General features: G+C 71.7%; 21 protein-coding genes. 11 read left to right on the top strand and 10 right to left on the bottom strand.

What is annotated here, in order from left to right; translation table 11 throughout:
- The first annotated feature begins 1 nt into the window (after position 1).
- The gene (locus ACLJOU_RS16235; RefSeq protein WP_410568095.1) at positions 2-967 is read left to right on the top strand and encodes an aldo/keto reductase; all 966 of its coding nucleotides are present in this window, start codon (positions 2-4) and stop codon (positions 965-967) included.
- A gap of 49 nt (positions 968-1,016) precedes the next feature.
- On the opposite strand, the gene ACLJOU_RS16230 is transcribed toward ACLJOU_RS16235, so the two are convergent.
- The 3 genes from ACLJOU_RS16230 to ACLJOU_RS16220 form a co-directional block, all read right to left on the bottom strand.
- Positions 1,017-3,506: a CHAT domain-containing protein gene (locus ACLJOU_RS16230; RefSeq protein WP_410568093.1), complete on the bottom strand. Its 2,490-nt coding sequence runs from the start codon at positions 3,504-3,506 to the stop codon at positions 1,017-1,019.
- 208 nt (positions 3,507-3,714) lie between these two features.
- On the bottom strand, positions 3,715-3,873 hold the full coding sequence (locus tag ACLJOU_RS16225; RefSeq protein ID WP_410568091.1) for a hypothetical protein: 159 nt from the start codon (positions 3,871-3,873) through the stop codon (positions 3,715-3,717).
- A gap of 338 nt (positions 3,874-4,211) precedes the next feature.
- Positions 4,212-5,351: a serine hydrolase domain-containing protein gene (locus ACLJOU_RS16220; RefSeq protein WP_410568089.1), complete on the bottom strand. Its 1,140-nt coding sequence runs from the start codon at positions 5,349-5,351 to the stop codon at positions 4,212-4,214.
- Positions 5,352-5,451: 100 nt separating this feature from the next.
- Here ACLJOU_RS16220 and ACLJOU_RS16215 point away from each other — a divergent pair, with 100 nt between their 5' ends.
- The 4 genes from ACLJOU_RS16215 to ACLJOU_RS16200 all read left to right on the top strand — a co-directional run bounded on the left by ACLJOU_RS16215 (position 5,452) and on the right by ACLJOU_RS16200 (position 8,434).
- Positions 5,452-5,874, top strand: a complete 423-nt coding sequence (locus ACLJOU_RS16215; RefSeq protein ID WP_410568087.1) for a hypothetical protein — start codon at positions 5,452-5,454, stop codon at positions 5,872-5,874.
- Between the two features lie 30 nt (positions 5,875-5,904).
- Positions 5,905-6,270 (top strand): VOC family protein, encoded by a 366-nt coding sequence (locus tag ACLJOU_RS16210; protein ID WP_410568085.1) that lies wholly within the window; start codon positions 5,905-5,907, stop codon positions 6,268-6,270.
- Between the two features lie 76 nt (positions 6,271-6,346).
- The gene (locus tag ACLJOU_RS16205; protein WP_410568083.1) at positions 6,347-8,017 is read left to right on the top strand and encodes a hypothetical protein; all 1,671 of its coding nucleotides are present in this window, start codon (positions 6,347-6,349) and stop codon (positions 8,015-8,017) included.
- 15 nt (positions 8,018-8,032) lie between these two features.
- Positions 8,033-8,434: an NUDIX hydrolase gene (locus ACLJOU_RS16200; RefSeq protein WP_410568081.1), complete on the top strand. Its 402-nt coding sequence runs from the start codon at positions 8,033-8,035 to the stop codon at positions 8,432-8,434.
- A gap of 210 nt (positions 8,435-8,644) precedes the next feature.
- Here the strand turns inward: ACLJOU_RS16200 and ACLJOU_RS16195 are convergent, their stop codons facing one another.
- From ACLJOU_RS16195 to ACLJOU_RS16185, 3 genes are all read right to left on the bottom strand, one after another.
- On the bottom strand, positions 8,645-9,382 hold the full coding sequence (locus ACLJOU_RS16195) for a dihydrofolate reductase family protein (RefSeq protein WP_410568352.1): 738 nt from the start codon (positions 9,380-9,382) through the stop codon (positions 8,645-8,647).
- Positions 9,379-9,957: a dihydropteroate synthase gene (locus ACLJOU_RS16190; protein ID WP_410568079.1), complete on the bottom strand. Its 579-nt coding sequence runs from the start codon at positions 9,955-9,957 to the stop codon at positions 9,379-9,381. Before ACLJOU_RS16190 ends, ACLJOU_RS16195 begins: the two co-directional genes overlap by 4 nt.
- A gap of 114 nt (positions 9,958-10,071) precedes the next feature.
- The gene (locus ACLJOU_RS16185) at positions 10,072-10,371 is read right to left on the bottom strand and encodes a YciI family protein (protein WP_410568350.1); all 300 of its coding nucleotides are present in this window, start codon (positions 10,369-10,371) and stop codon (positions 10,072-10,074) included.
- Positions 10,372-10,582: 211 nt separating this feature from the next.
- Here ACLJOU_RS16185 and ACLJOU_RS16180 point away from each other — a divergent pair, with 211 nt between their 5' ends.
- From ACLJOU_RS16180 to ACLJOU_RS16160, 5 genes are read left to right on the top strand one after another with little or no spacing between them, the layout of a single operon-like run.
- Entirely contained in the window at positions 10,583-11,491 is a 909-nt protein-coding gene (locus ACLJOU_RS16180) for a hypothetical protein (RefSeq protein WP_410568077.1), read from the top strand.
- 21 nt (positions 11,492-11,512) lie between these two features.
- Positions 11,513-11,833 (top strand): hypothetical protein, encoded by a 321-nt coding sequence (locus tag ACLJOU_RS16175; RefSeq protein ID WP_410568076.1) that lies wholly within the window; start codon positions 11,513-11,515, stop codon positions 11,831-11,833.
- Between the two features lie 11 nt (positions 11,834-11,844).
- Positions 11,845-12,771 (top strand): phosphotransferase enzyme family protein, encoded by a 927-nt coding sequence (locus ACLJOU_RS16170; RefSeq protein WP_410568074.1) that lies wholly within the window; start codon positions 11,845-11,847, stop codon positions 12,769-12,771.
- 29 nt (positions 12,772-12,800) lie between these two features.
- Complete coding sequence (locus ACLJOU_RS16165; RefSeq protein ID WP_410568073.1) at positions 12,801-13,490, top strand: TetR/AcrR family transcriptional regulator; 690 nt, start codon at positions 12,801-12,803, stop codon at positions 13,488-13,490.
- Between the two features lie 32 nt (positions 13,491-13,522).
- A complete protein-coding gene (locus ACLJOU_RS16160) occupies positions 13,523-14,371 on the top strand; it encodes an LLM class F420-dependent oxidoreductase (RefSeq protein ID WP_410568071.1) in 849 nt (282 codons plus the stop codon).
- Between the two features lies 1 nt (position 14,372).
- Here ACLJOU_RS16160 and ACLJOU_RS16155 read toward each other — a convergent pair whose 3' ends face one another.
- Both ACLJOU_RS16155 and ACLJOU_RS16150 read right to left on the bottom strand, forming a co-directional pair.
- Positions 14,373-15,101: a nitroreductase/quinone reductase family protein gene (locus ACLJOU_RS16155; protein ID WP_410568069.1), complete on the bottom strand. Its 729-nt coding sequence runs from the start codon at positions 15,099-15,101 to the stop codon at positions 14,373-14,375.
- Between the two features lie 201 nt (positions 15,102-15,302).
- The gene (locus ACLJOU_RS16150) at positions 15,303-16,130 is read right to left on the bottom strand and encodes a hypothetical protein (RefSeq protein WP_410568067.1); all 828 of its coding nucleotides are present in this window, start codon (positions 16,128-16,130) and stop codon (positions 15,303-15,305) included.
- A 60-nt stretch (positions 16,131-16,190) separates the two neighbouring features.
- Between ACLJOU_RS16150 and ACLJOU_RS16145 the strand changes: the two genes are divergently transcribed.
- Positions 16,191-17,714, top strand: coding sequence for an AMP-binding protein (locus ACLJOU_RS16145; protein ID WP_410568065.1), 1,524 nt, complete (start codon positions 16,191-16,193; stop codon positions 17,712-17,714).
- On the opposite strand, the gene ACLJOU_RS16140 is transcribed toward ACLJOU_RS16145, so the two are convergent.
- Both ACLJOU_RS16140 and ACLJOU_RS16135 read right to left on the bottom strand, forming a co-directional pair.
- Positions 17,711-18,817, bottom strand: a complete 1,107-nt coding sequence (locus ACLJOU_RS16140) for an epoxide hydrolase family protein (RefSeq protein WP_410568063.1) — start codon at positions 18,815-18,817, stop codon at positions 17,711-17,713. The genes ACLJOU_RS16145 and ACLJOU_RS16140 overlap by 4 nt on opposite strands.
- Positions 18,814-19,359 carry a dihydrofolate reductase family protein gene (locus tag ACLJOU_RS16135; protein ID WP_410568061.1) on the bottom strand — a complete coding sequence of 182 codons (546 nt, stop codon included), beginning with the start codon at positions 19,357-19,359 and terminating at the stop codon, positions 18,814-18,816. Before ACLJOU_RS16135 ends, ACLJOU_RS16140 begins: the two co-directional genes overlap by 4 nt.
- Positions 19,360-19,363: the final 4 nt, after the last annotated feature.

Genomic DNA, 19,363 nt, shown 5'->3' with positions numbered 1-19,363 from the left:
GGTGGAATACCGCAGGGTGGGCGCGAGCGGGCTCGCCGTCAGCGAGATCGCGTACGGCAACTGGCTGACGCACCAAGCGCCCGGCTGCGTCGCCGCGGCGCTGGACGCCGGCGTCACGACGTTCCACACCGCGGCGGCCTGGGACGGCGGCGCCGCGGAGGAGGCCTTCGGCGCCGCGTTCGCCGGCGTGCGTCGCGAAGACCTCGTGCTGTGCACCGGCGTGTTCTGGCCGGAAGGCCCGGGCCCCAACGACGCGGGCCTGAGCCGCAAGCACCTGATTGCGTCGCTGGAAGGGTCGCTGCGGCGGCTGCGCACGGACTACGTCGACGTCCACCAGCTGCTGCGCTTCGACTACCGGACGCCGGTCGCGGAGACGTTCCTCGCGCTCTCGGACCTGGTGCGGCAGGGGAAGATCCGGTACGTCGGCACGTCGGAGTGGACGGCCGAGCAGCTGCTGCAGGCCCACGAGGCCGCCGCGCGGTACGACGTGCCGCTGATCGCGAACCAGCCGCACTACTCGATGCTGTGGCGGGTGCCCGAAGCCCAGGTGATGCCGGTGGGCGCGCGGATCGGCGTCGGGCAGTTCGCTTCGGTGCCGCTCGCCCAGGGCGTGCTGACCGGCAAGTACCGGGACGGGCGGATCCCGGCGGGATCGCGGGCGGCCACGCAGCCACACGCCCGGCCGTTGCTCATGCCGGGCCTGCTGGAGCGGGTGGAGCTGCTGCGCGGCGTCGCCGACGACGCCGGCCTGACGATGGCCCAGCTCGCGCTGGCCTGGACGCTGCAGCACGAGAGCGTCGCCGCGGCGGTGACCGGCGCGAGCACGCCGGAGCAGGTCACCGAGAACGCCAAGGCCGCCGGCGTCCGGCTCGACCTCGACGTGCTGACCCGGATCGACCAGCTGCTCGGCAGCTTCGTCCAGACCGACCCGCGGCTGGTGTGGTCCCCGCCGGCGACGGTGTCTTGAGCCCGCGGTCTTAGAGCGCGGTCTTAGCGCGCGGTCTTAGGGCGCGGCCTCAGCCCGCGCCCAGGCAGACGAAGGGGCGCCGGAAGGGGTCGACGGCGATCGCGTCGGCCAGTGCGAGCGCCGGGCTCTCCCGGACGGCCAGTGCGCGGTAGTAGTCGTCCATCGCGGCGGCCGAGGCGAGGTCGCCGACGCGCGAAAGCGGCGCGATCACCGTCCGGGAGCCGCTGGCCAGCAGCGCGCTGGCGAACCCGAGGGCCTCGTCGCCGGGCCGGATCCGGTTCATCGCCAGCTCGCACGCGGCGAAGACGACCTGCCGCGGGGGCTGTCGCAGCCCGGCCATCTCGTGGCCGAACAGGGCGCCGTCGGCGAGTTCGAGCCGCGAGAACAGCGCGTTCTCCGGCTCGTGCGCGCCGTGCGCGGCGAAGTGCGCGAGCTTGGCGCCGTCCATCGCGCGCAGCACGGATTTCACGGTGGCCTTGGCGCCGGTCATCGTGGTGGCGGTGCGGTAGTGCGTGGTCAGCTTCTCGAGCTCACCGCGCGCGCCGGCCAGCCCGGGCCCGCGCACCAGCACGATCTTGCGGGCGCGCGACGACTTCGTCAGCTCGGCGGCGAGCCAGGCGGTCGCCGACGGCGCGACGACGGCCGGCCGCCCCCGCAGCCCCGGCAGCACCCCCCACGGCACGGCGTAGAGCGGCCCGGTCGGGACGATGACCAGCTGGCGGTCGCCGATGACGTCCGCGAGAGGCTGGATGAGCTGCGCGTCGAGCCGGTCGGCCTGCTTGCGCGCCGAGGCCATGACGACCTCGGCGAGCCGCTCGGGCAGGTTGTCGGGCGCCAGGGCATCGAGGTCGACGTTGAGCACGCGCGCGGACTCGGCGGCGGCCCCGGCGGACCCGAGCCGCACGAGCCGGCAGTCACCCCCGGCCACGACGACGGCGACGAGCTCGTCCCCCGAAGCGGCAAAGCTGACCATGGCCCGCTCACCGAGCCGGGCCGCGACTTCGGCGAGCCCGGCCACCGGCCGAGGCCGGCCCCACCGCCCGGTGTGCCAGCCGAGCCGCTGCGCTTCCCGCAGCCGTTCGTTGTACTTCGCCCGCAACCCGGCGATGGGGTGCCCGTCGTGCTGGGCCTCCTGGATGGCCTGCCCGAGCCCCCGCACCTCGGCCACGCGCGCGGCGAGCTCCGGATCGGTCCCGGCGGAGAGCGGTTCGTAGCGGTAGGTCTGCGCCCGGGTCCGTTCGAGCCAGACGAAAAGGCGCCGCGCATCATTGCGTTCGAGCACGAGCTTGACGGCGAGATCGGCGAGTTCCTGCCCGTGCAGAGCGGTCCCGGAGACGAGATCCAGCCCACCCATCCGATCCCGGACGGCATCGAGCTCGGTGAGCCCGGACCGGATCTCGGTGAGCGCCTTACCCCGGTCCCCCTGCGCCACGGCGAGTTCGGCCCGGCAGAGCCGCCGCAGCATCCGGTAGTCGATGGGGGTGAGCTGCCCGGGCCGGGGAACGTTCCGGAGGGTCTCGACGGCCCGCTTGAGGTTGCCCCGCCGGATGTCCAGCCGCACGGCGAGCATCCGCGCGGTGGCGGCCTGCTCGCCCAAGCGGGCTGAAGGCATTTTCTCGGCCACCCGGATCGCCCGGGTCGCCAGCGCGCCCGCCACCGTTCCGCTCGCCAGCATCTCCCTGGCGTCGGCCTGCAGACCCAGCACGGCCGCATTGGCGGCGCAGGTCTGGCAGCCCACTCGCTGCAGTTGCTTGCGCGCCGAGGCGGCCATCTCCCGGGCGAGCTGGATGTCGTCGCTCAGGAGGGCCGCTGCCGCCCGCTCGAGTTCCGTGGCTCCGATGTCGCGGGCGAGGCTGGGCTCCGCCCGCATCTTGGCGACGACCTCGTCCAGCTGGCTTCCTGCCTCGTCGGCCAGCCCGGCTGCGAGCAGGGCCTGCGCCTGTTCCCGCCAAAGCAGCGGCGGCACCTCGAGCCCCAGTGCCCGGTAAGCCTGTTCGCTCGTCTCGTAGAGCCGCAGGGCCTCGGGTATCTGCCCGGTGCGGAGCGCCAGGGTGCCGAGGATGCGCCTGGCGTCCGCAGCTTCGGCGCGCAGCTCGTACTTCTCGGACAGCTCGAGCGCCCGGTTCAGGTCTTCCCGCGCCGATTGAACGTTGCCCAGCTTGGTGTGCACCCAGCCCCGGCAGTAGAGGGTGATCACGAACCCGCGCATCTGGGACTCGCGGTCGCCCAGGCTGAGCCGGTGCTCCTTGTGCTCGAGCGAGGCGTCGAACGAAGCGAGGCTGTCCTCGTTGCGTCCGACCGTCATGAGGCGCATGGCGTAGTTGTGGTTCAACGTGCCGTTGAGCTCGGCCCGCAACTCCGGATCCGGAACGGCGTTGATCAGGATGCGGACGTCGTCGAGGCCGGCGAGCCCGGCGGCGACGTCCCCGGTGATTTCCGAGGACATGCCCGCCAGGGTGCTGGCCACCTTGATCCGCGTGACGAGCCAATCCGTGCGGTGCTCGTCGGCGACCGGGTGGATTGAGTCCAGCAGGCTCATGCCCCGCCTCAGGTGCTTGACACCCTCGTGGAAGCGCCCCAGGCAAGATGCGTCCGCGGCGGCTTGCTGCAGAGCGCGGACCGACTCGATGACTGCCGGAGGGTCCAGGTTCGTCACAGGCACCCTCTTATGACAGCACAGCCGATGGCAGAAAGGAGCCCGCCTACCGGTCAGAGATCAGCAGGCGGGCATTGGACCGCAGGTGCGCTCAGGCCGTGATCTTCTGGTAGCACCCGCCCGTGCAGTCGGTGTGGACCGGGTGCTCGGTGTGGATCTTGCCGTCCGAGTCGGTCCACTGGACCGTGGGCCCGGTCGGCTCGACCGGCTCCGGTGCTTCCTCCGGCTTGACATCCGTGGGCGTCGACATGGTCGATCTCCTCTCCCCTGGGGATCTTCATGGGGACGCTGCCGTGACGGTGAGTCCCCCCGTCGCGGGGCCCTCTCCCCGCAACGGCCCAATAGTTTCACATCAGCGCGGTGATCGGGAGAGTTTTAGCTACGGAAAGTCAGACCGAAGCGCGTGAGCAGGGTGGATGTCTCGATCGGAACGTCCTAACGGGTGAAGTCTGTAACGACGTCCACTCCAGACGTGCATTCCCGCAGCCGGGGGAACGCCGCCAGGACCGGCCGCAGTCACGTGTTCCTCCGGGTACGGAACGTTACCAACGAGCCGGTGCGACCGGGTGGCGTGTCCTGTGTGGACGGTCAGGCCGTTGCGGCTGCGTGGACCGCGCGGACCAGGCGGACGTTCTCGGGGGCCGCCCCGCCCGGGAAGGCGAAGCGGCGGCGGTTGTAGCCGTACGCCAGGCCGCTGCGGGGGTCGGCGAACGCCTGGGAACCGGCCGCGCCGCTGTGGCCGAAGGCGCCCTGGCCCAGGACCGGGTAGTTGTCCGAGACGATGGCGAAGCCGAGGCCGAACGCGTTGCGGTTGCGCGTGGCCAGGTCGTCGCCGGCCGAGTGGATCTGGGCGAACTCCGCCCGGGTCTCCGGGCGCAGGAGCGGCTCCGGGCCGCTGATCGTCGCCGCGTACATGCCGGCCAGGCCCCGCGCGGACGCCACGCCACCCACCGACGCCGGGCTCAGCCGGCGGACCACCTTGATGTTCGGCAGCTCCCAGAGCTCGGGCGCCTCCGGGTGGTTGCGGGCGAAGGCGATCCCGGTGATGCTGTTCGGCCCCGTCGCGTTCGCCTCCAGCTCCGCCAGCTGCTCCGGCGTCGGCTGCATCGGCTGGGTGGTCAGGAACCGCGGCTCCAGCTCCTCGGGCAGCCCCAAGTAGAAGTCGAGCTCGAACGGCTTCCGGACGCGCTCTTCGTAGTGCTCCTGGATGCTGCGGCCGGTGACGCGCCGGACCACCTCCCCGGTCAGCGCGCCGATCACCAGCGCGTGGTAGCCGAACGCGGTGCCGGGCCGCCAGTACGGCCGCTGCGGGGCCAGGCGCTCGGCGATGACGCGGTCGTCCGCGAGCTCGTCGGCCGTGAACCCGTCGTCGGCGCCCACGAGGCCGGCGCGGTGCGCGAGCAGCTCCCGCAGGGTGATGCCGCTCTTGCCGGCGGCGCCGAACTCCGGCCAGTAGTGGGCGACCCGCTCGTCGAGGTCCAGCACGCCGTCCTGGACGAGCAGCGCGACCACCAGGTGCGCGGCCCCTTTCGTCGAGGAGAACACGCCGGTCAACGAGTCGCCGGTGATGCCCGGACCGGTCCACAGGTCGACGACGCGTTCGCCGTCGACGTGGGCGACGAGCTGAGCGGCGTAGTCGCCGCCCTCGTCGGCCGCGACGGCGGCGAACTCCTCCCGGACGGACTCGAACCCGTCGGCAACGGTTCCCTGGATGCGCTCGGACGACATGGCAGCTCCTCGGTGATCGCAACGCCTGCGCCAGGAACCAACCCACGGGCTGCCGAGGTATTCCGGTAACACCAAACCCTCCCGGAGGGATGTTCCCGGCATGGGGGAACCGGAGTCCGAAGCGCGCGAAACCACCCGTCCCACCGGCCGCCGCGGCCTGGCGATCGCGTCGCTCGCGATCGGCGCCTCCGGCCTCACGCTGGCCATCGCGACCTGGGCGGCCTGGCTGATCGTGCGGCCGGGGGTCGTGTCGGCCTGGGCGCTTTCCTGGATCGCGCAGGCGTTCGTGCTGGTTCTCGGCGCACTGTGGTTCGCACTGCTGCCGATCAGCGTGCTGGCGCTGGTCTTCGGCGTCTGCGCCGGCGCGCGCACCCGGCCGGGGTTCGGCCGCATCGGCGCCACGCTGGCCGTTGTCACCGCGCTGCTCGCGTTGTCGGGCGCCGCGGTGTTCGCGACGACGTCGTGGCGGCAGGTCGGGCCGCCGATCGCCTACTTCGACACGGGCACCTCCGGACCGCGGTAGGAATTCCGCCTCGCGGGTACCAGTCCGATCATGAAGCTGACCTCCACCGTGCTCGGCACGCCGGAACCCCGTGCGCTCGCCGAGTTCTACTCGAAGCTCCTCGGCTGGCCGATCCGCACGGACGAACCGGAGTGGGTGACCCTGCGCCCGGACGACGGCAGCGCGGGGCTTTCCTTCCAGCTGGAGACCGGACACGTTCCGCCGGTGTGGCCGCCGGTCAACGGCGCCCAGCAGATGCAGCTGCACCTCGACATCGAAGTCGACGACATCCAGGAGGCCACGGCGGTGGCGACCGCGGCGGGCGCGGTGGTCGCCGAGTTCCAGCCGGAGGACGACGTCCGCGTCTGCTTCGATCCGGCCGGGCACCCGTTCTGCCTCTGGACCCGCACGGCGTGACGCCCCGCGTTCGAACGGTGACAGGATCCGCTATGTTCGGCTGAGGTCCTGTTCCCGGCGAACGGAGTTGAGTCCTGTGGGGGTGCACCGGCTCTGGCACCACGGACTGGTCCCCACCGAGGGAAAACGCCCGCTGGACGCCCTGCGCAGCAGGCTGATCAGCCGCCAGCGGCAGCACGACGACTACACGGTGACCGATCTCGGCTCGTCGGACGACGGGGGTTCGCGCCGGTGCGACCTGAAGTTCGCCTACGAGAGCAGCGAAGGCCGCTACTCCGTTCAGGTATTGCTTTCGCTGTGCTACCGCGCCGGCGAAGACCGGGTGACGTGGCTGCTGAGCGCGGCGTGCACGCGGCCGTGGCGCAGCTGCCACGACGCACCGGCGCAGCGGATCGGACTCGAGGAACTGGGCGCCAGCGGCAGCGACGAAATCCCGATCGAAACGCCCGTGCTGGCGATGCGCGGCTGGTCGCGCAAGGAGTGCGACCACCTCGCCGATCTGCTCGGCGAAGCACTGGTGGCGCCCTGGCGCTCTTCGGCGGTGCTGGTGCTCACCGAGCCGCCGACGGTGCCGGTCGAGGGCTGGCCGGGGCTGGTCAACGTCTTCGACGTCGACGACCGCTTCCGCCACACGCTCAACCGGCACCTCCCGCTCGGCTGCGCGGTGCCCCAGGGCGCGCGGCTGTACGTACCGCCGTGCGACCAGCTCCCGGATTTCGTCGTGACCGCCAGCCCGGTCTCCGGTGAAGCACTGCAGGGCGCGATCACCCGCCTGATCCAGACCCGCGGCCGGACGCCCCTGCCCGAGGAGTGGGCGGACGTGCCGAGCGTGCGGGCCTGGTACGAGGCCGACCCGTTCGCTTCGCCGGAGCACGAGCCCGATGCCGAGCTGGTCGGGAAACTCGGCCGCGCCGAGCGCGAACTGGCCGAGGCGCGGGGCGTGATCACGATCCTGCGGAAGAAGGCCAAGGTCCACGCCGAGGAGCGCGACCGGCACGCCTGCGAGGTCAAGATGCTCCGCCGGCGCCTCGAGGAGGCGTGTGCCACCGACGTCGCCTGCCTGCGCGACCAGCTCGCGCAGCTGCAGGCGGAGGTCGACGACTACGCGCGGGCCTTCGAAGAGACCGAGGCCGAGCGCGACGAGCTCCGGCGGGTCAACGGGCTGCTGGCGGGCCGGCTCGCCCGCCACCACGACGCCGACGACGAGGTCGCCGCCGCCGAGCGGCCGCCGGAAGAATTCCCCAGCTTCGCGGAGCTGATCGGCGCCGCGACGGCCTCGCTCAGGCACCTCGCGATCACCGCCGAGCCGGCGCCGGCCGCGATCCTCGACCACCACCCCAAAGCCGCCGCCTGGCGCCGGAAGGCGTGGGACGCGCTGCGCACCCTCGACGCCTACGCGGGCGCCCGGACGTCCTTGCTCGACGCGGGCCAGGACCCGGGCCCCGAGCTGTCGGACGTGCTCGCGTTCGCCCGCACCGGCCAGCCGGGTTCGCTGATCAGCGCCAACATCATCGCCCTCGCCGAGTCGGACACGGTGACGACGAACGAGCGGCTCCGCCAGGCCCGCACGTTCCGCGTCGACCCCCGGACGAACCCGGCCGGGCGCGACTACTTCGGCGCCCACATCGCCTTGGAGCGCTTCAAATCGCCGGCACCCCGGCTGCACTTCCTCGACGACACCGACCGGACGGGCACGGTGTACGTCGGGTACCTCGGCGCCCACCTGCCGACGTCGAAGACCAACTGAGCGAGAATCGCCCGCATGACGGAGCTCGCGCACAAGCACCTGGCCTACTGCTGGATCGCCCGCGGCGACCGGGTGCTGTTCCTCCGCCGCGGGCCCGGCGTGTTCCTCGCCGGCCGGTGGGAACTTCCCGGCGGCACGGCGGAACCGGGCGAACACTTGGAGGACACAGCGGCGCGCGAAGCGGCGGAGGAGACCGGATTGCGGGTGCGCGTCACCGGCGAGCTGGCGCGCGACGCGTGGCCGGACATCACCGGCCGCCCCTTGCGCATCCACGCTTTCGTTTACACGGTCGAAGAAGAAGGGGCGCGCGAGGTCGTGCTCAGCCCGGAGGAGCACGACGACTTCGCTTGGCTGACGCGGGAAGAAGCTCGGGAGCTGCCGCTGCCGGACCACTTCCGGCGACTGCTGGATCGGTAGGGGTTTTCCTTGGCGCAGCACCGGTTCGCGGTGCTGCGGACGTCTTCGGGTCGTGATCATGTCTCCGACGGTACTCGAACAAACGTGCGACCGTCATCACTGGAACGGGTGAACTCCTGACAAGACTCCGGCAGCGATTTTCCTTGTGCAGCAAGGGAAAGCCGCCTAGGTAGCCCCCGAATTCCACATTACCGGAAGGCACCGACAAAACTAGCGACGTGCCAGGTACCGCAGCAGCACACTGGCGCCATCGGTGAGCACCGAAGCCAGCTCCAGCTCCGCCGGATCGACGACCCCGCCGAGTGCGGCCCGGCTCGACGTTCCCGCCACCAGGAACGGTGCCACCGTCAACCGGAACTCGTCGACCACTCCCGCCTCGATCAACGAGCCGAACAACCGAGGGCCGCCTTCGCAGTCGATGCGGCCCAAGCCCTCCGCCACCAGCGTCGACACCACCCGCTCCGCCGGCACCGACGACTCCCCCGCCACGAACACCCGGGCGCCGTTGGCCGCCCAGGCTTCGCGCAGCTCCGGCGGCGCCGACGCGCACGTGAAGACCAGCGTCGGGACCGCGGCCTTCGTGATCACCGGGGCGTCCGGGGGCAGCGAACGGCCCGTGGTCACCACCGCCACCGGGGCGATCGGGGCCAGGCCGAACCGGCGGCGACGGTCGGCCGTCGCCGCATCCGGGCGCATGCCCTCGAACCCCTCCGCCACCGCCGTTCCCGCACCCACCAGGACGACGTCGGCCAGGTCGTTGCCCAGGCGGTAGACGATCCGGTCCGCCGGGGTGGACAAGCCCCCCGACCGGCCCTCGACCGTGATCGCGCCGTCCGTGCTCGACACGAAGTTCACCGCCAGCCAGCGGGGGTCCGCCGGGTAGCGGTACAGCTGCTCGAGGTCGTGCGAAGTCAGCTCGCGCGCGGACGGCCAGACCTGGTTGATCACTCCCATCGGACCGCCTTCGCCGGCGGGCGGGTGCCCGCGATGCTCGCCGCCATTTCCGCCACGTGCCGCACCTGGCGGACGTGTTCCGTGCGCAGGATCGCCACCCCGGCCGACGCCGCGAGCGCCGCCAGCGCCAGCCCGCCGGGCGTTCCGTCGCCCGGCACCGAAGCCAGCACGGGCGAATCCGGCAACGGCGTGCGGAACTCCCCGATGTCCAGGACGACCGCGGAATCGGGCAAACCGGCCTCGGCAGGGATGGCGGGAGCGGCGTAACCGACGCCGTACCGGGCCGCGACCTCGGCGAGGTCCGCGCGCGCGAGGATCAGGTCGGCGCCCGCCTCGCAGCAGGCAGCGGCGACCGAGGCGTCCGCGGTGGCCACCCCGACGAAGAGGCCGGGGAAAGCCGCCCGTGCCGACTCGACCAGCGACTCGGCGTCCGAGCCGGCGAAACTCACGAGATCGGCGCCCTCGGCCACCGCGGAGCGGGCCGCGGGGAGCGACTCGACCGCGGCCAGCACCAGCGCGCGGTCACTGCTCAACCGGCGGCCCCGGAAGACGAGGTCGGGGGTTTTCATCGCACTCTCCCTGCTGGACGTCGCTCGCGATCATAAGCGAGACGCAGCGGGCGAGCTTTCTTCGCCGTCAGGTGGCGGGGCGTCGTCGCCGGGCCACCCGACCTCGGCGGATCCTCAGGAGGCGATCGCCTCGTTGATGGCCAGCAGCTCCCGAGCGGTGCGCGTGGCGGTGAACTCGATGACGTCGTAGCGGGCGAGCCGCCGGACCACGAACGGGTCGCTGGCGAGCACGGCGTCGAGCTTGCCGCGCAGCACCGACCGGATCAGGATCACGTGGTCGGCGGAGCCGTTGCCCTTTCCGCAAACCAGGAAGAGCCCTTTCGTGAATTGTTTACGCACCCACTCGGAATGGTCGGGCAACGCGTAGTCGACTTCCGTTTCGGGCGCCGTGTATGTCAGCAGTGCGATGTACATGTTCGCAGCGTAGAACGCTTTCACGACCACCGCATCCGCCTGGCGAGTGGCTCCGGGCACGCCATTCGTTAATATTCCGTCAAGAACAAAGTAATTTCTTTACCCGCGCTTTTTCGACATACTCGCCGCTTGCCGTACGCCCCTCGTCGTACGTTGTGGTGCCGCCACCGGGCCGATGTGACGACCTGGGCAGCGGCGCCAGACTCCACCCATGAACGCACTGACCCAGGTCTGGCCCGACGCACGGCGGGCCGAGCGCATCGCCTACGCCGTCGGCGCGGCGCTGTTCTTGAGCGGCGTCGCGCACGCTTTCGTGCTCATCGCCACCGGCGGCTCGTGGCTGGGCCCGCTGTCGATGCGCAAGGCCGTCACCTTCGGCCTGTCGTTCGGGTTGACGCTCGCGTCGGTCGCCTGGGCGACGTCGTTCCTCACCATGCGCGCCCGGCTGCGGAGCGTCCTGCTCGGCGCGTTCACCACGGCGAGCGTCGTCGAAGTCGTGCTGGTCAGCATGCAGGCGTGGCGGGGCGTGCCGTCCCATTTCAACTTCGAGACGTCGTTCGACACCTTCGTCTCGATGACGCTGGCCGCGGGCGGCGGCGTGCTCGTCCTGACCGTCATCGGCTTCACGGCCACCGCGCTCGTCGAGCCCGGCCCGGACGCGCCGAGCCTGCGCCTGGCCGTCCGCGCCGGCCTGGTCGTGCTTCTCGTCGCGCTGACCACCGGCGCGGTGATGATCGGACGCGGGGTCGTCGCGGCCCGCGGCGGCGATCCGCAGCTGGCCTACACGACGGCCGGCTCCCTCAAGCCGCTGCACGCCGTCGCCATGCACGCGATCCTGGTGCTGCCCGCGCTGGCCTGGCTCCTGCGCTTCACCGGCCATTCCGAGGCGCACCGGCTGCGCCTCGTGCAAACGGCCGTCGCCGCGGACGCCGTGCTCACCGCGGTGATCGGTTACGAGTCCTTCACCGGCATCGACCCGCTGGCCGCGCCGCTGCCGCTCATGCTCCTGTCCGCACTGGCGGCCGCCGTGCTGGCGGGCACCGAGATCCACGCGCTGTCCGGCACTGAACCGGCCGTCCGATTCGCACGTGTGCTCAACGGGAAGGTCAGGGGCCGGTGAACCGGCGGACGGAGAACACGCGTGCGGCACGGTATGACCACCCACGGCCCGGTCCGGCCGCCGGCGGGGGTGCGGCGGCTCAACCCCCTGGCCAACGGCTCGACCGAGCTGATCACCCGGATCGACCAGCTGCTGCTCGCCGGGCACCACCCGCTCGTGCGCCAGTGCGGCGGCAAGATCGGCATGACCAGCCGGTTCATGCGGTTCAGGGCGCGGCCGGACGCCGAGGTCGAGCGGCTGGCGGAGGGATCGCGCGGCGTGGACCGGCTCGGCGACGGGCGGCACACGCCGGCCATCGAGCTGGTCTCGCACGCGCGCGAGCCGGAACGGCCGATCAGCTGAGCACCTGGGCGATGGCCGACTTCCAGGCGAACAGCCGGCCGTTCGCCGAGCTCGACCGCGCCGGCCGGACGCGGCGCCTGCGCCGGCTCGCCGAAGCGGCCTTGACGGCCTACGCCGTGCCGGTGGCCCGCCTGACCCCGCTGGGCCACGGGCAGAACACGGCGTTCCGCGTCGACGGCGCGGACGGCCACCGGTACGTGCTGCGCGTGCAGCGGCCGGACGGCCCCGGCGTCGCGCAGGTGCGGGCCGAGATGGCCTGGCTCGCCGGACTGCGCCGGGAAACCGAACTCGTCGTTCCGCAGCCGGTGCCGACGCGGGCGCGGGACCTGGTCACCGTGGTCGCCGATCCGGCCGTGCCCGAGCCGCGCACCTGCGTGCTCCGCCACTGGGTCGAGGGCCGGTTCCTCGACGAGCGGCTCAGCGCGCCGCAGCTGTACGCGGTGGGCGAGTTCGCCGCGCGGCTGCACCTGCACGGCACCCGGATGAACGGCCTCGACCGCGGCCGCGTCGAGGACCTGACCGAGTACGGCCGCACGCAGGTGGACGGCTTCTCCGCCGCGGTCGTCGACCGGGCCGTCGCGGCAGCGGGCGGCGACGAACGGATCCGCCGGGCGGTGGCCCGCGCCCGCGCGGTGCGGGCCGAACTCGGGTACGGCGCCGACGTCTTCGGCCTGGTGCACGGGGACCTCCACCAGCGGAACTACCTGCTGCACCGCGGCCGGGTGGGCGTGATCGACTTCGACGACTGCGGCTACGGGCACCACGCTTACGACCTCGCCGTCGCCTGCACCGCGCTCGCGCACCTGCCGCAGCGGGAAGAGCTGAAGGAAGCGCTCCTGGACGGCTACCGGTCGGTCCGCCCGGCCGCGGCCGCGACGGACCCGGGCGTGCTGGCCGCGTTTGCCGGGCTCCGGCGGGTCCAGCTCCGGCTGCGCTGACCGCTACAAGACGGCGTTACAATTGCTACATGGCCGGACGATCGAGCAACGCCACCAGCACCCGCGACCGCCTGCTCATGGCGGCGGGCCAGCTCCTGCACGAAGCCGGCGACGGGCCGGTGTCGACGCGGGCGATCTGCGAACGCGCCGGCGTGCAGGCTCCGACGCTGTACCACCACTTCGGCAGCAAGCAGGGCCTGCTCGACGCCGTCGTCAACTACGGCTTCACCCAGTACGTCCAGGCCCCCGAGCCGGGCGGCGACCCGGTGGCGCGGATCCGCGCGGGCTGGGACCGGCACGTCGAATACGGCCTGGCGCACCCCGCCTTCTACGTGCTGCTCTACGGCCAGATCGAGCCGGGCGTGCCGTGCAACCTCACGTCGAGCGCCGAGGCGATGCTGCTGGAGCTGTTCACGCCGTTGGCGCGCGACGGCCGCCTGCGCGTCGACGCGGGGGAGGCCGCGCGGCAGTTCGCGGCAGCCAACAGCGGCGTGACGCTCAGCCTGATCGCCCAGCCAGAGGAAAACCGGGACCTGGCGATGTCCGCGCAGGTCAGGGAGTCGGTCCTGGCCGGGCTGCTCGCCGACCGCCCCGCCGAAGGCTCGTCCGTGGGCGCTCTCGCGGTCGCTTTGTCGACCGCACTCGAGGACGACACGGACGTTCTGACGACGACCGAGCGCCAGATGCTGCGCGAATGGCTGCACCGGTTGGCCGCCTGACAGCGGTCGCTACATTTGCTACATTCGCCACCATGGCAAATGTAGTGATGCAGTTCGGCCTGTTCCTCGCCCCGCACCGCGACGACGTGACCCGCAAGGAGCAGGCGATCGCGGCCGACGAGCTGGGCTACGGCGCGGTGTGGCTCGGCACCGGGAGCAACTCGGTGGGCGACCTCGCGCTGGTCGAAGACATCCTCGCCTCGACAGAGCGGATCACCGTGGCGACGGCGATCGTCAACATGTGGCTCGACGAGCCGGAGACCCTCGCCGGGTCCTACCACCGGCTCGCCGACCGCTACGGCAGGCGCTTGCTCCTCGGTATCGGCGTCGGCCACCCGGAGTCCGTCACCGAATACCGCAGCCCGTACGCCAAGGTCGTCGACTACCTCGACCGGCTCGACGCGGCCGGTGTCCCGGCCGAAGCCCGGATCCTCGCCGCGCTCGGCGACCGCATGCTGAAGCTGGCCGCCGAGCGCACCGCGGGCGCACACCCGTACCTCGTGCCGGTCGCGCACACCCGGCACGCGCGGGCGGTCCTGGGCGCGGGCAAGCTGCTGGCGCCGGAGCAGAAGGTGGTCGTGGACGACGACCCGGTGGCCGCGCGCACCATCGGACGGCCGTACGTCCAGACCCCCTACCTGGGCTTGCGCAACTACGTGACCAACCTGCTGCGCCACGGGTACACCGAGGCCGACGTCGCGGGCGGCGGCAGCGACCGGCTGATCGACGACCTCGTCCGGCACGGCACGCCGGAGGCGATCGCCGAAGGCCTGCAGTCCCATGTGGACGCCGGAGCCGACCACGTGGCGGTGCAGGTGCTCGGCCCGTCACCCGAAGCGGAACTGGCGAACCAGCGCCGACTGGCCGAAGTGCTGCTCTGAATCAGCCCGGCGCGGGCAGCAGGGCGTTGAGCGCGGCCACGAGCGTCTGCTCCTCGTAGGCGAAGTGACTGTCCAATTCGGACTTGAGCCGGTCGAACTCCGCGCGGAGCCGGACCGGATCGGCTTCCTGCGCGACGAGCTGCTGCACCTCCTCCTGCAGCCGCGCGACGACGACATGTTCTTCGTCGAGCTTCGCCAACGTCGGCGCGAGTGCCGGGAACCGCTCGGCGAGCAGCGGGAAGATGTTGTTCGCCTCACCGGTGTGGTGCCGGGTGAGGGCCGTGCAGAAGCCGGCGCAGCGCAGACGCAGCTCTCGTGGGGTACCGCAGTCGAGTTCGGCGCGCATTTCCGTCAGCTCGCCGCGCAGCCAGTCGTGCATCTCGACGAGCCAGTCACCCATCCGGCGGGCGGTGTCGACGCGGTGCAGCTCGACGACGGGCAGGATCCGGGTCGTCCGCGCCTGGTACTGCGCGAACCCCGGCTCCCGCTCGATCACCTCGAGAAACAGCTTGTCGCGGTCCGGCGGGAGCGCCGCCATCGCCTCGAACGACTCGGTGTCCGTTTCCACCAGGACGAGCGGGTTGCGCCGGATGTTGTGATACCAGGCCGGGTGCTTCGGCGACCCCATCGCCGAGGCGACGACGACCAGCCGGCCGTCGATGTCCAAGGCGCCCAACGGAACCCGGTGCTTCCGGCCCGTCCGGGCGCCGGTCGTGGTGAGCATGATCAAACTGGGTGGTCCTTTCCGATGACGGAATCACCGGAGGCCGAGAGGCCGACACGAAGGGCACAGCTCCGCCAAGGAACGGCAGAACGTGTCGATCTCAAGGGGGCTGAGTAGCCACTACCTCCGTGTGTCGGCCCATCCGGGGCACCATCGCAGGTTACCAATCGGACCGGCACACGGCCATCCCTCAATCGCATAGCCCGCTCAGCGGGCGGCGTCAGCGGCTTTCCGCGCGGCGGTGGCGGCCGCGTCGGCTTCCTCGAACGCCGCTTTCGCCTTCTCGAACTCGGCCGTCTCCCGCTCGGCGCGTTCCTCGGCTTCCGCGAGGCGCTCGCGCAGGTCGTCGACGCGGGCCTTCGCCTGCTCGGCCGCGCGTTCGGTGCGGACCAGGTCGCGCTCGGCCGCCGCGCGATCCCGGTCGCGCTCGGCCGCCTCCTTGCGCAGGCGTTCGCGTTCCGCGCGGGCCCGCTTGCGGTCCTCTTCTTCGCGCCGGTGGTCCCGCTTCGGCTTGGCCGGTTCGGCCTTGTCCACCAGCTTCTCGGGGCGTTTGCCGGTGACCGGGGGGACGCTGGCGGCGAGGCTGAACCACTGGTCGGTGTCCTGGTGCGCCATCGACGTCAGCCGCCCGGCGAGTGCCAGTGCGGCGGTGTCCGGGTCGGCCGCGACCGCCTCGAGGGTCGCTTCGACCTCGCGGGACACCGTGTCGCTCATCGACGGCAGTTCGTGCAGGATCCGCCGGACCAGCTCGCCGCGGCGCCGGGTCAGCGCGCGCAGCTCGTCACCGGCCAAGCGGGTGTGCGCGTCGCGCAGTTCGGCGCCGAGCTCGGCCAGTTCCCGCAGCTGCTCGGAGTCGTCCCGGCCCAGGCCGTTGACGATCGCCGCCGCCGTGGTCGGCTTGCGAAGCTGCTGGATCCGCTTCGCGAGCTCGGCGTCCCCTTCCGCCTTCGCGGCCTTCGCGGCCTTGTTGCGCGCGCTGACGAACTCCGCGAGGTCGCCCCCGTAGAGCTCGCCGGCCACCGTGTCGAAGTCCATCGCCCTCCAGCGAACCACATCGGACTGGTGCGGGCACCCGCGACGAGTCATCATCGGGGGATGTTCTTCGATCTGGGTGTCCGGGACTTCCTCGACCGCGCGGAAACGGTGTACCCGGACCGCGTCGCCGTGGTCGACGAACCGAGCCAGCCCGCGCCGAGCTGGGGTTCGCTCACCTACCGCGAGGTGGCGCGGCGGGCCCGCGCGCAGGCGGCCAACCTCGACGCCCTCGGCGTGCCGGCCGGCGGGCGGGTCGCGATCGTGTCGCACAACGCCGCCCGGCTGCTCGTGTCGTTCTTCGGCGTGTCCGGCTGGGGCCGGATCCTGGTGCCGGTGAACTTCCGGCTCGCCGCGGCCGAGGTCAAGTACATAGTGGAGCACTCCGGGGCGGAGGTGCTCATCGTCGACCCGGAGCTCGAGCACCTGCTGGACACGGTGACGGCGAAGCACGTGTTCGTCCTCGGCCGCGACGACGACGCCGTCTGGGGCGGCGGCGGCACACCCGTGCCCTGGGACGGCGACGAGTCGGCCACCGCCACGATCAACTACACGTCCGGGACGACCGCGCGGCCGAAGGGCGTGCAGCTCACCCACCGCAACATCTGGCTGAACGCCGCCGTCTTCGGCCTGCACACGACGTTGAGCGACAACGACGTCCTGCTCCACACCCTGCCGATGTTCCACTGCAACGGCTGGGGCATGCCGTACGCGGTGACCGGCCTCGGCGGCCGGCACATCGTGCTGCGGAAGGTCGACGGCACGGAGATCCTGCGGCGGATCGACGAACACGGCGTGACGATCCTGTGCGCGGCTCCGGCCGTGGTCACCGCGGCGCTGGACGGCGCCGCGAAGTGGGACGGCGAGATCCCCGGCCGCGACCGCGTCCGGATCGTCGTGGCCGGCGCGCCGCCGCCGACGCGCACGATCGAGCGGGTCCGGGCCGAGCTGGGCTGGGAGTTCATCCAGATCTACGGGCTCACCGAGACCGCGCCGCTGCTGACGGTCAACCGGATGCGCAGCGAATGGGCGGACCTCGACCCGCACGAGCAGGCCCGGCTGCTGGGCCGCGCGGGGACGCCGGCCCTGGGCGTCCGGATCGCCGTGGACGGCGACGGGGAGGTGCTCGCCCAGTCGAACCACAACCTCGACGGCTACTGGGAGAACCCGGCGGAAACCGCCCGCGTCCAGGAGGGCGGCTGGTTCCACACCGGCGACGGCGGCACCTTCGAAGACGGCTACCTGACGATCGCGGACCGCAAGAAGGACGTGATCATCTCGGGCGGCGAGAACGTGTCGTCGATCGAGGTGGAGGACGCGCTCAACTCGCACCCGGCGATCCGCGAGGCCGCGGTGATCGGCATCCCGGACGAGAAGTGGGGCGAGCTGGTCACGGCGCTGGTCGTGGTGGAGGGCGAAGTCACGGCGGAGGAGCTGATCCAGCACTGCCGGGGCTACCTGGCTGGGTACAAGTGCCCGAAGCGGGTCGAGTTCCTGGCCGAGCTGCCGCGGACGGCGACCGGGAAGATCCAGAAGTTCAAGCTGCGGGAACCGTTCTGGCAGGGGCAGTCCCGCCGGGTGAACTAGCGGACCAGCCGGAAGAACGTCCGCACCTCGTCGACGAACAGCTCATGCTGCTCGTACGCCGCGAAGTGCCCGCCCCGGTCCAGCTCGTGCCAATGCCGGATGTCGGTGTACCGCCGCTCCGCCCAGCGGCGCGACGGCCGCGGCATCTCGGCCGGGAAGATCGAGCACCCCGTCGGGACGTCCACCGTGTCGTCCGTCGCCTCCGAGAACCACTTCTGGACCTTGCGGATGCTCTCCCAGTACAGCCGGGCCGACGACGCCGCGGTGCCCGTCAGCCAGTACAGCGTGATGTCGTCCAGCAGCTCGTCACGGGTGAACGGGAAGCCGTCCGACCAGGCGTGGAACTTCTCCACCAGCCAGCCGCACAGCCCCGCCGGCGAGTCGGCCAGGCTGTAGCCGATCGTCTGCGGGCGGGTCGACTGCAGCACCGAGTACCCGTCTTCCCACCGCTGCGCGTGCGCCAGGGCGGCCAGCGCGGTCCGCTCGGCCGGCGTCAGGTCGTCGAACGTCGCCGGGTCCGGGGCCGCGATCGGCGGGTTCAGGTGGATGCCCGCGAGGTGGGCCGCGTCCTGCTGGGCCAGCGACGTCGTGATCGACGTCCCCCAGTCGCCGCCCTGCGCGCCGTAGCGGGAGTACCCCAGGTGGGCCATCAGGGACGCCCACGCGGCCGCGATGCGCTCGATGCCCCAGCCCGGCGCCGACGGCTTGTCGCTGAAGCCGTAGCCCGGCAGCGACGGGATCACCAGGTGGAACTCCTCCGACAGCGGCTCGATCACCTTCGCGAACTCGAGGAACGAGCCGGGCCAGCCGTGCGTGAGGATCAGCGGCAGCGCGGCCGGATCCGGCGAGCGCACGTGCAGGAAGTGGATGCCCAGGCCGTCGATTTCCGTGCGGTACTGCGGGAACCGGTTGAACCGGGCTTCGACGCGACGCCAGTCGTAGGAAGCCGCCCAGTACTCGCACAGCGGGCGCAGGTAGCTCAGGGGCGTGCCCTGGCTCCAGTCGTCCACCGGCTCGGCCTCCGGCCAGCGCGTCCGCCGCAGCCGCGCGCGCAGGTCTTCGAGGTCGGCCTCGGGGACCTCGATCCGGAACGGCGTGCTCACGCAGGCGCGTAGGTCAGCTGCACGACGCCGTTGCCGAACGTCGCCGATTTCTTCAGCTCCAGCGAGAACGACGAGCCGTCCTCGGGGAACAAGCGCTTTCCGCGGCCCACGACGATCGGGTACAGCAGCAGGTTCAGCTCGTCGACCAGCCCTTCGGACAGCAGCCACCGCACGGCCGTCGTGCTGCCGCTGGTCATGATGTCCCCGCCCGGCTCGGCCTTCAGCGCCCGGACCGCCTCGGCGGGGTCTCCGGTCAGCAGCGTCGAATTGTTCCAGGTCACTTCCGACAGCGTCGACGAAAGGACGTACTTGCGCACGTTGTTCATGAACTCGGCGCCTTCGTCGTCCTCGACGGTCCGGCCCGGCCACGCCTCGGCGAAGCCTTCGTAGGTGACACGTCCGAGCAGCATCGCGTCGGCGGCGGCCATCCCGCCGCCGACCGCCTGGCCGATTTCGTCGCTCCAGTAGCGCAACGACCACTTGTCCGGCGCTTCGACAACGCCGTCCAGCGAGATGAACAGGTTCGCGACGATCTTGCGCATGGGC

This window comes from Amycolatopsis sp. cmx-4-61 (assembly GCF_046548775.1).
GTDB lineage: Bacteria > Actinomycetota > Actinomycetes > Mycobacteriales > Pseudonocardiaceae > Amycolatopsis.
This window is presented reverse-complemented; position numbering and strand designations above follow the sequence as displayed.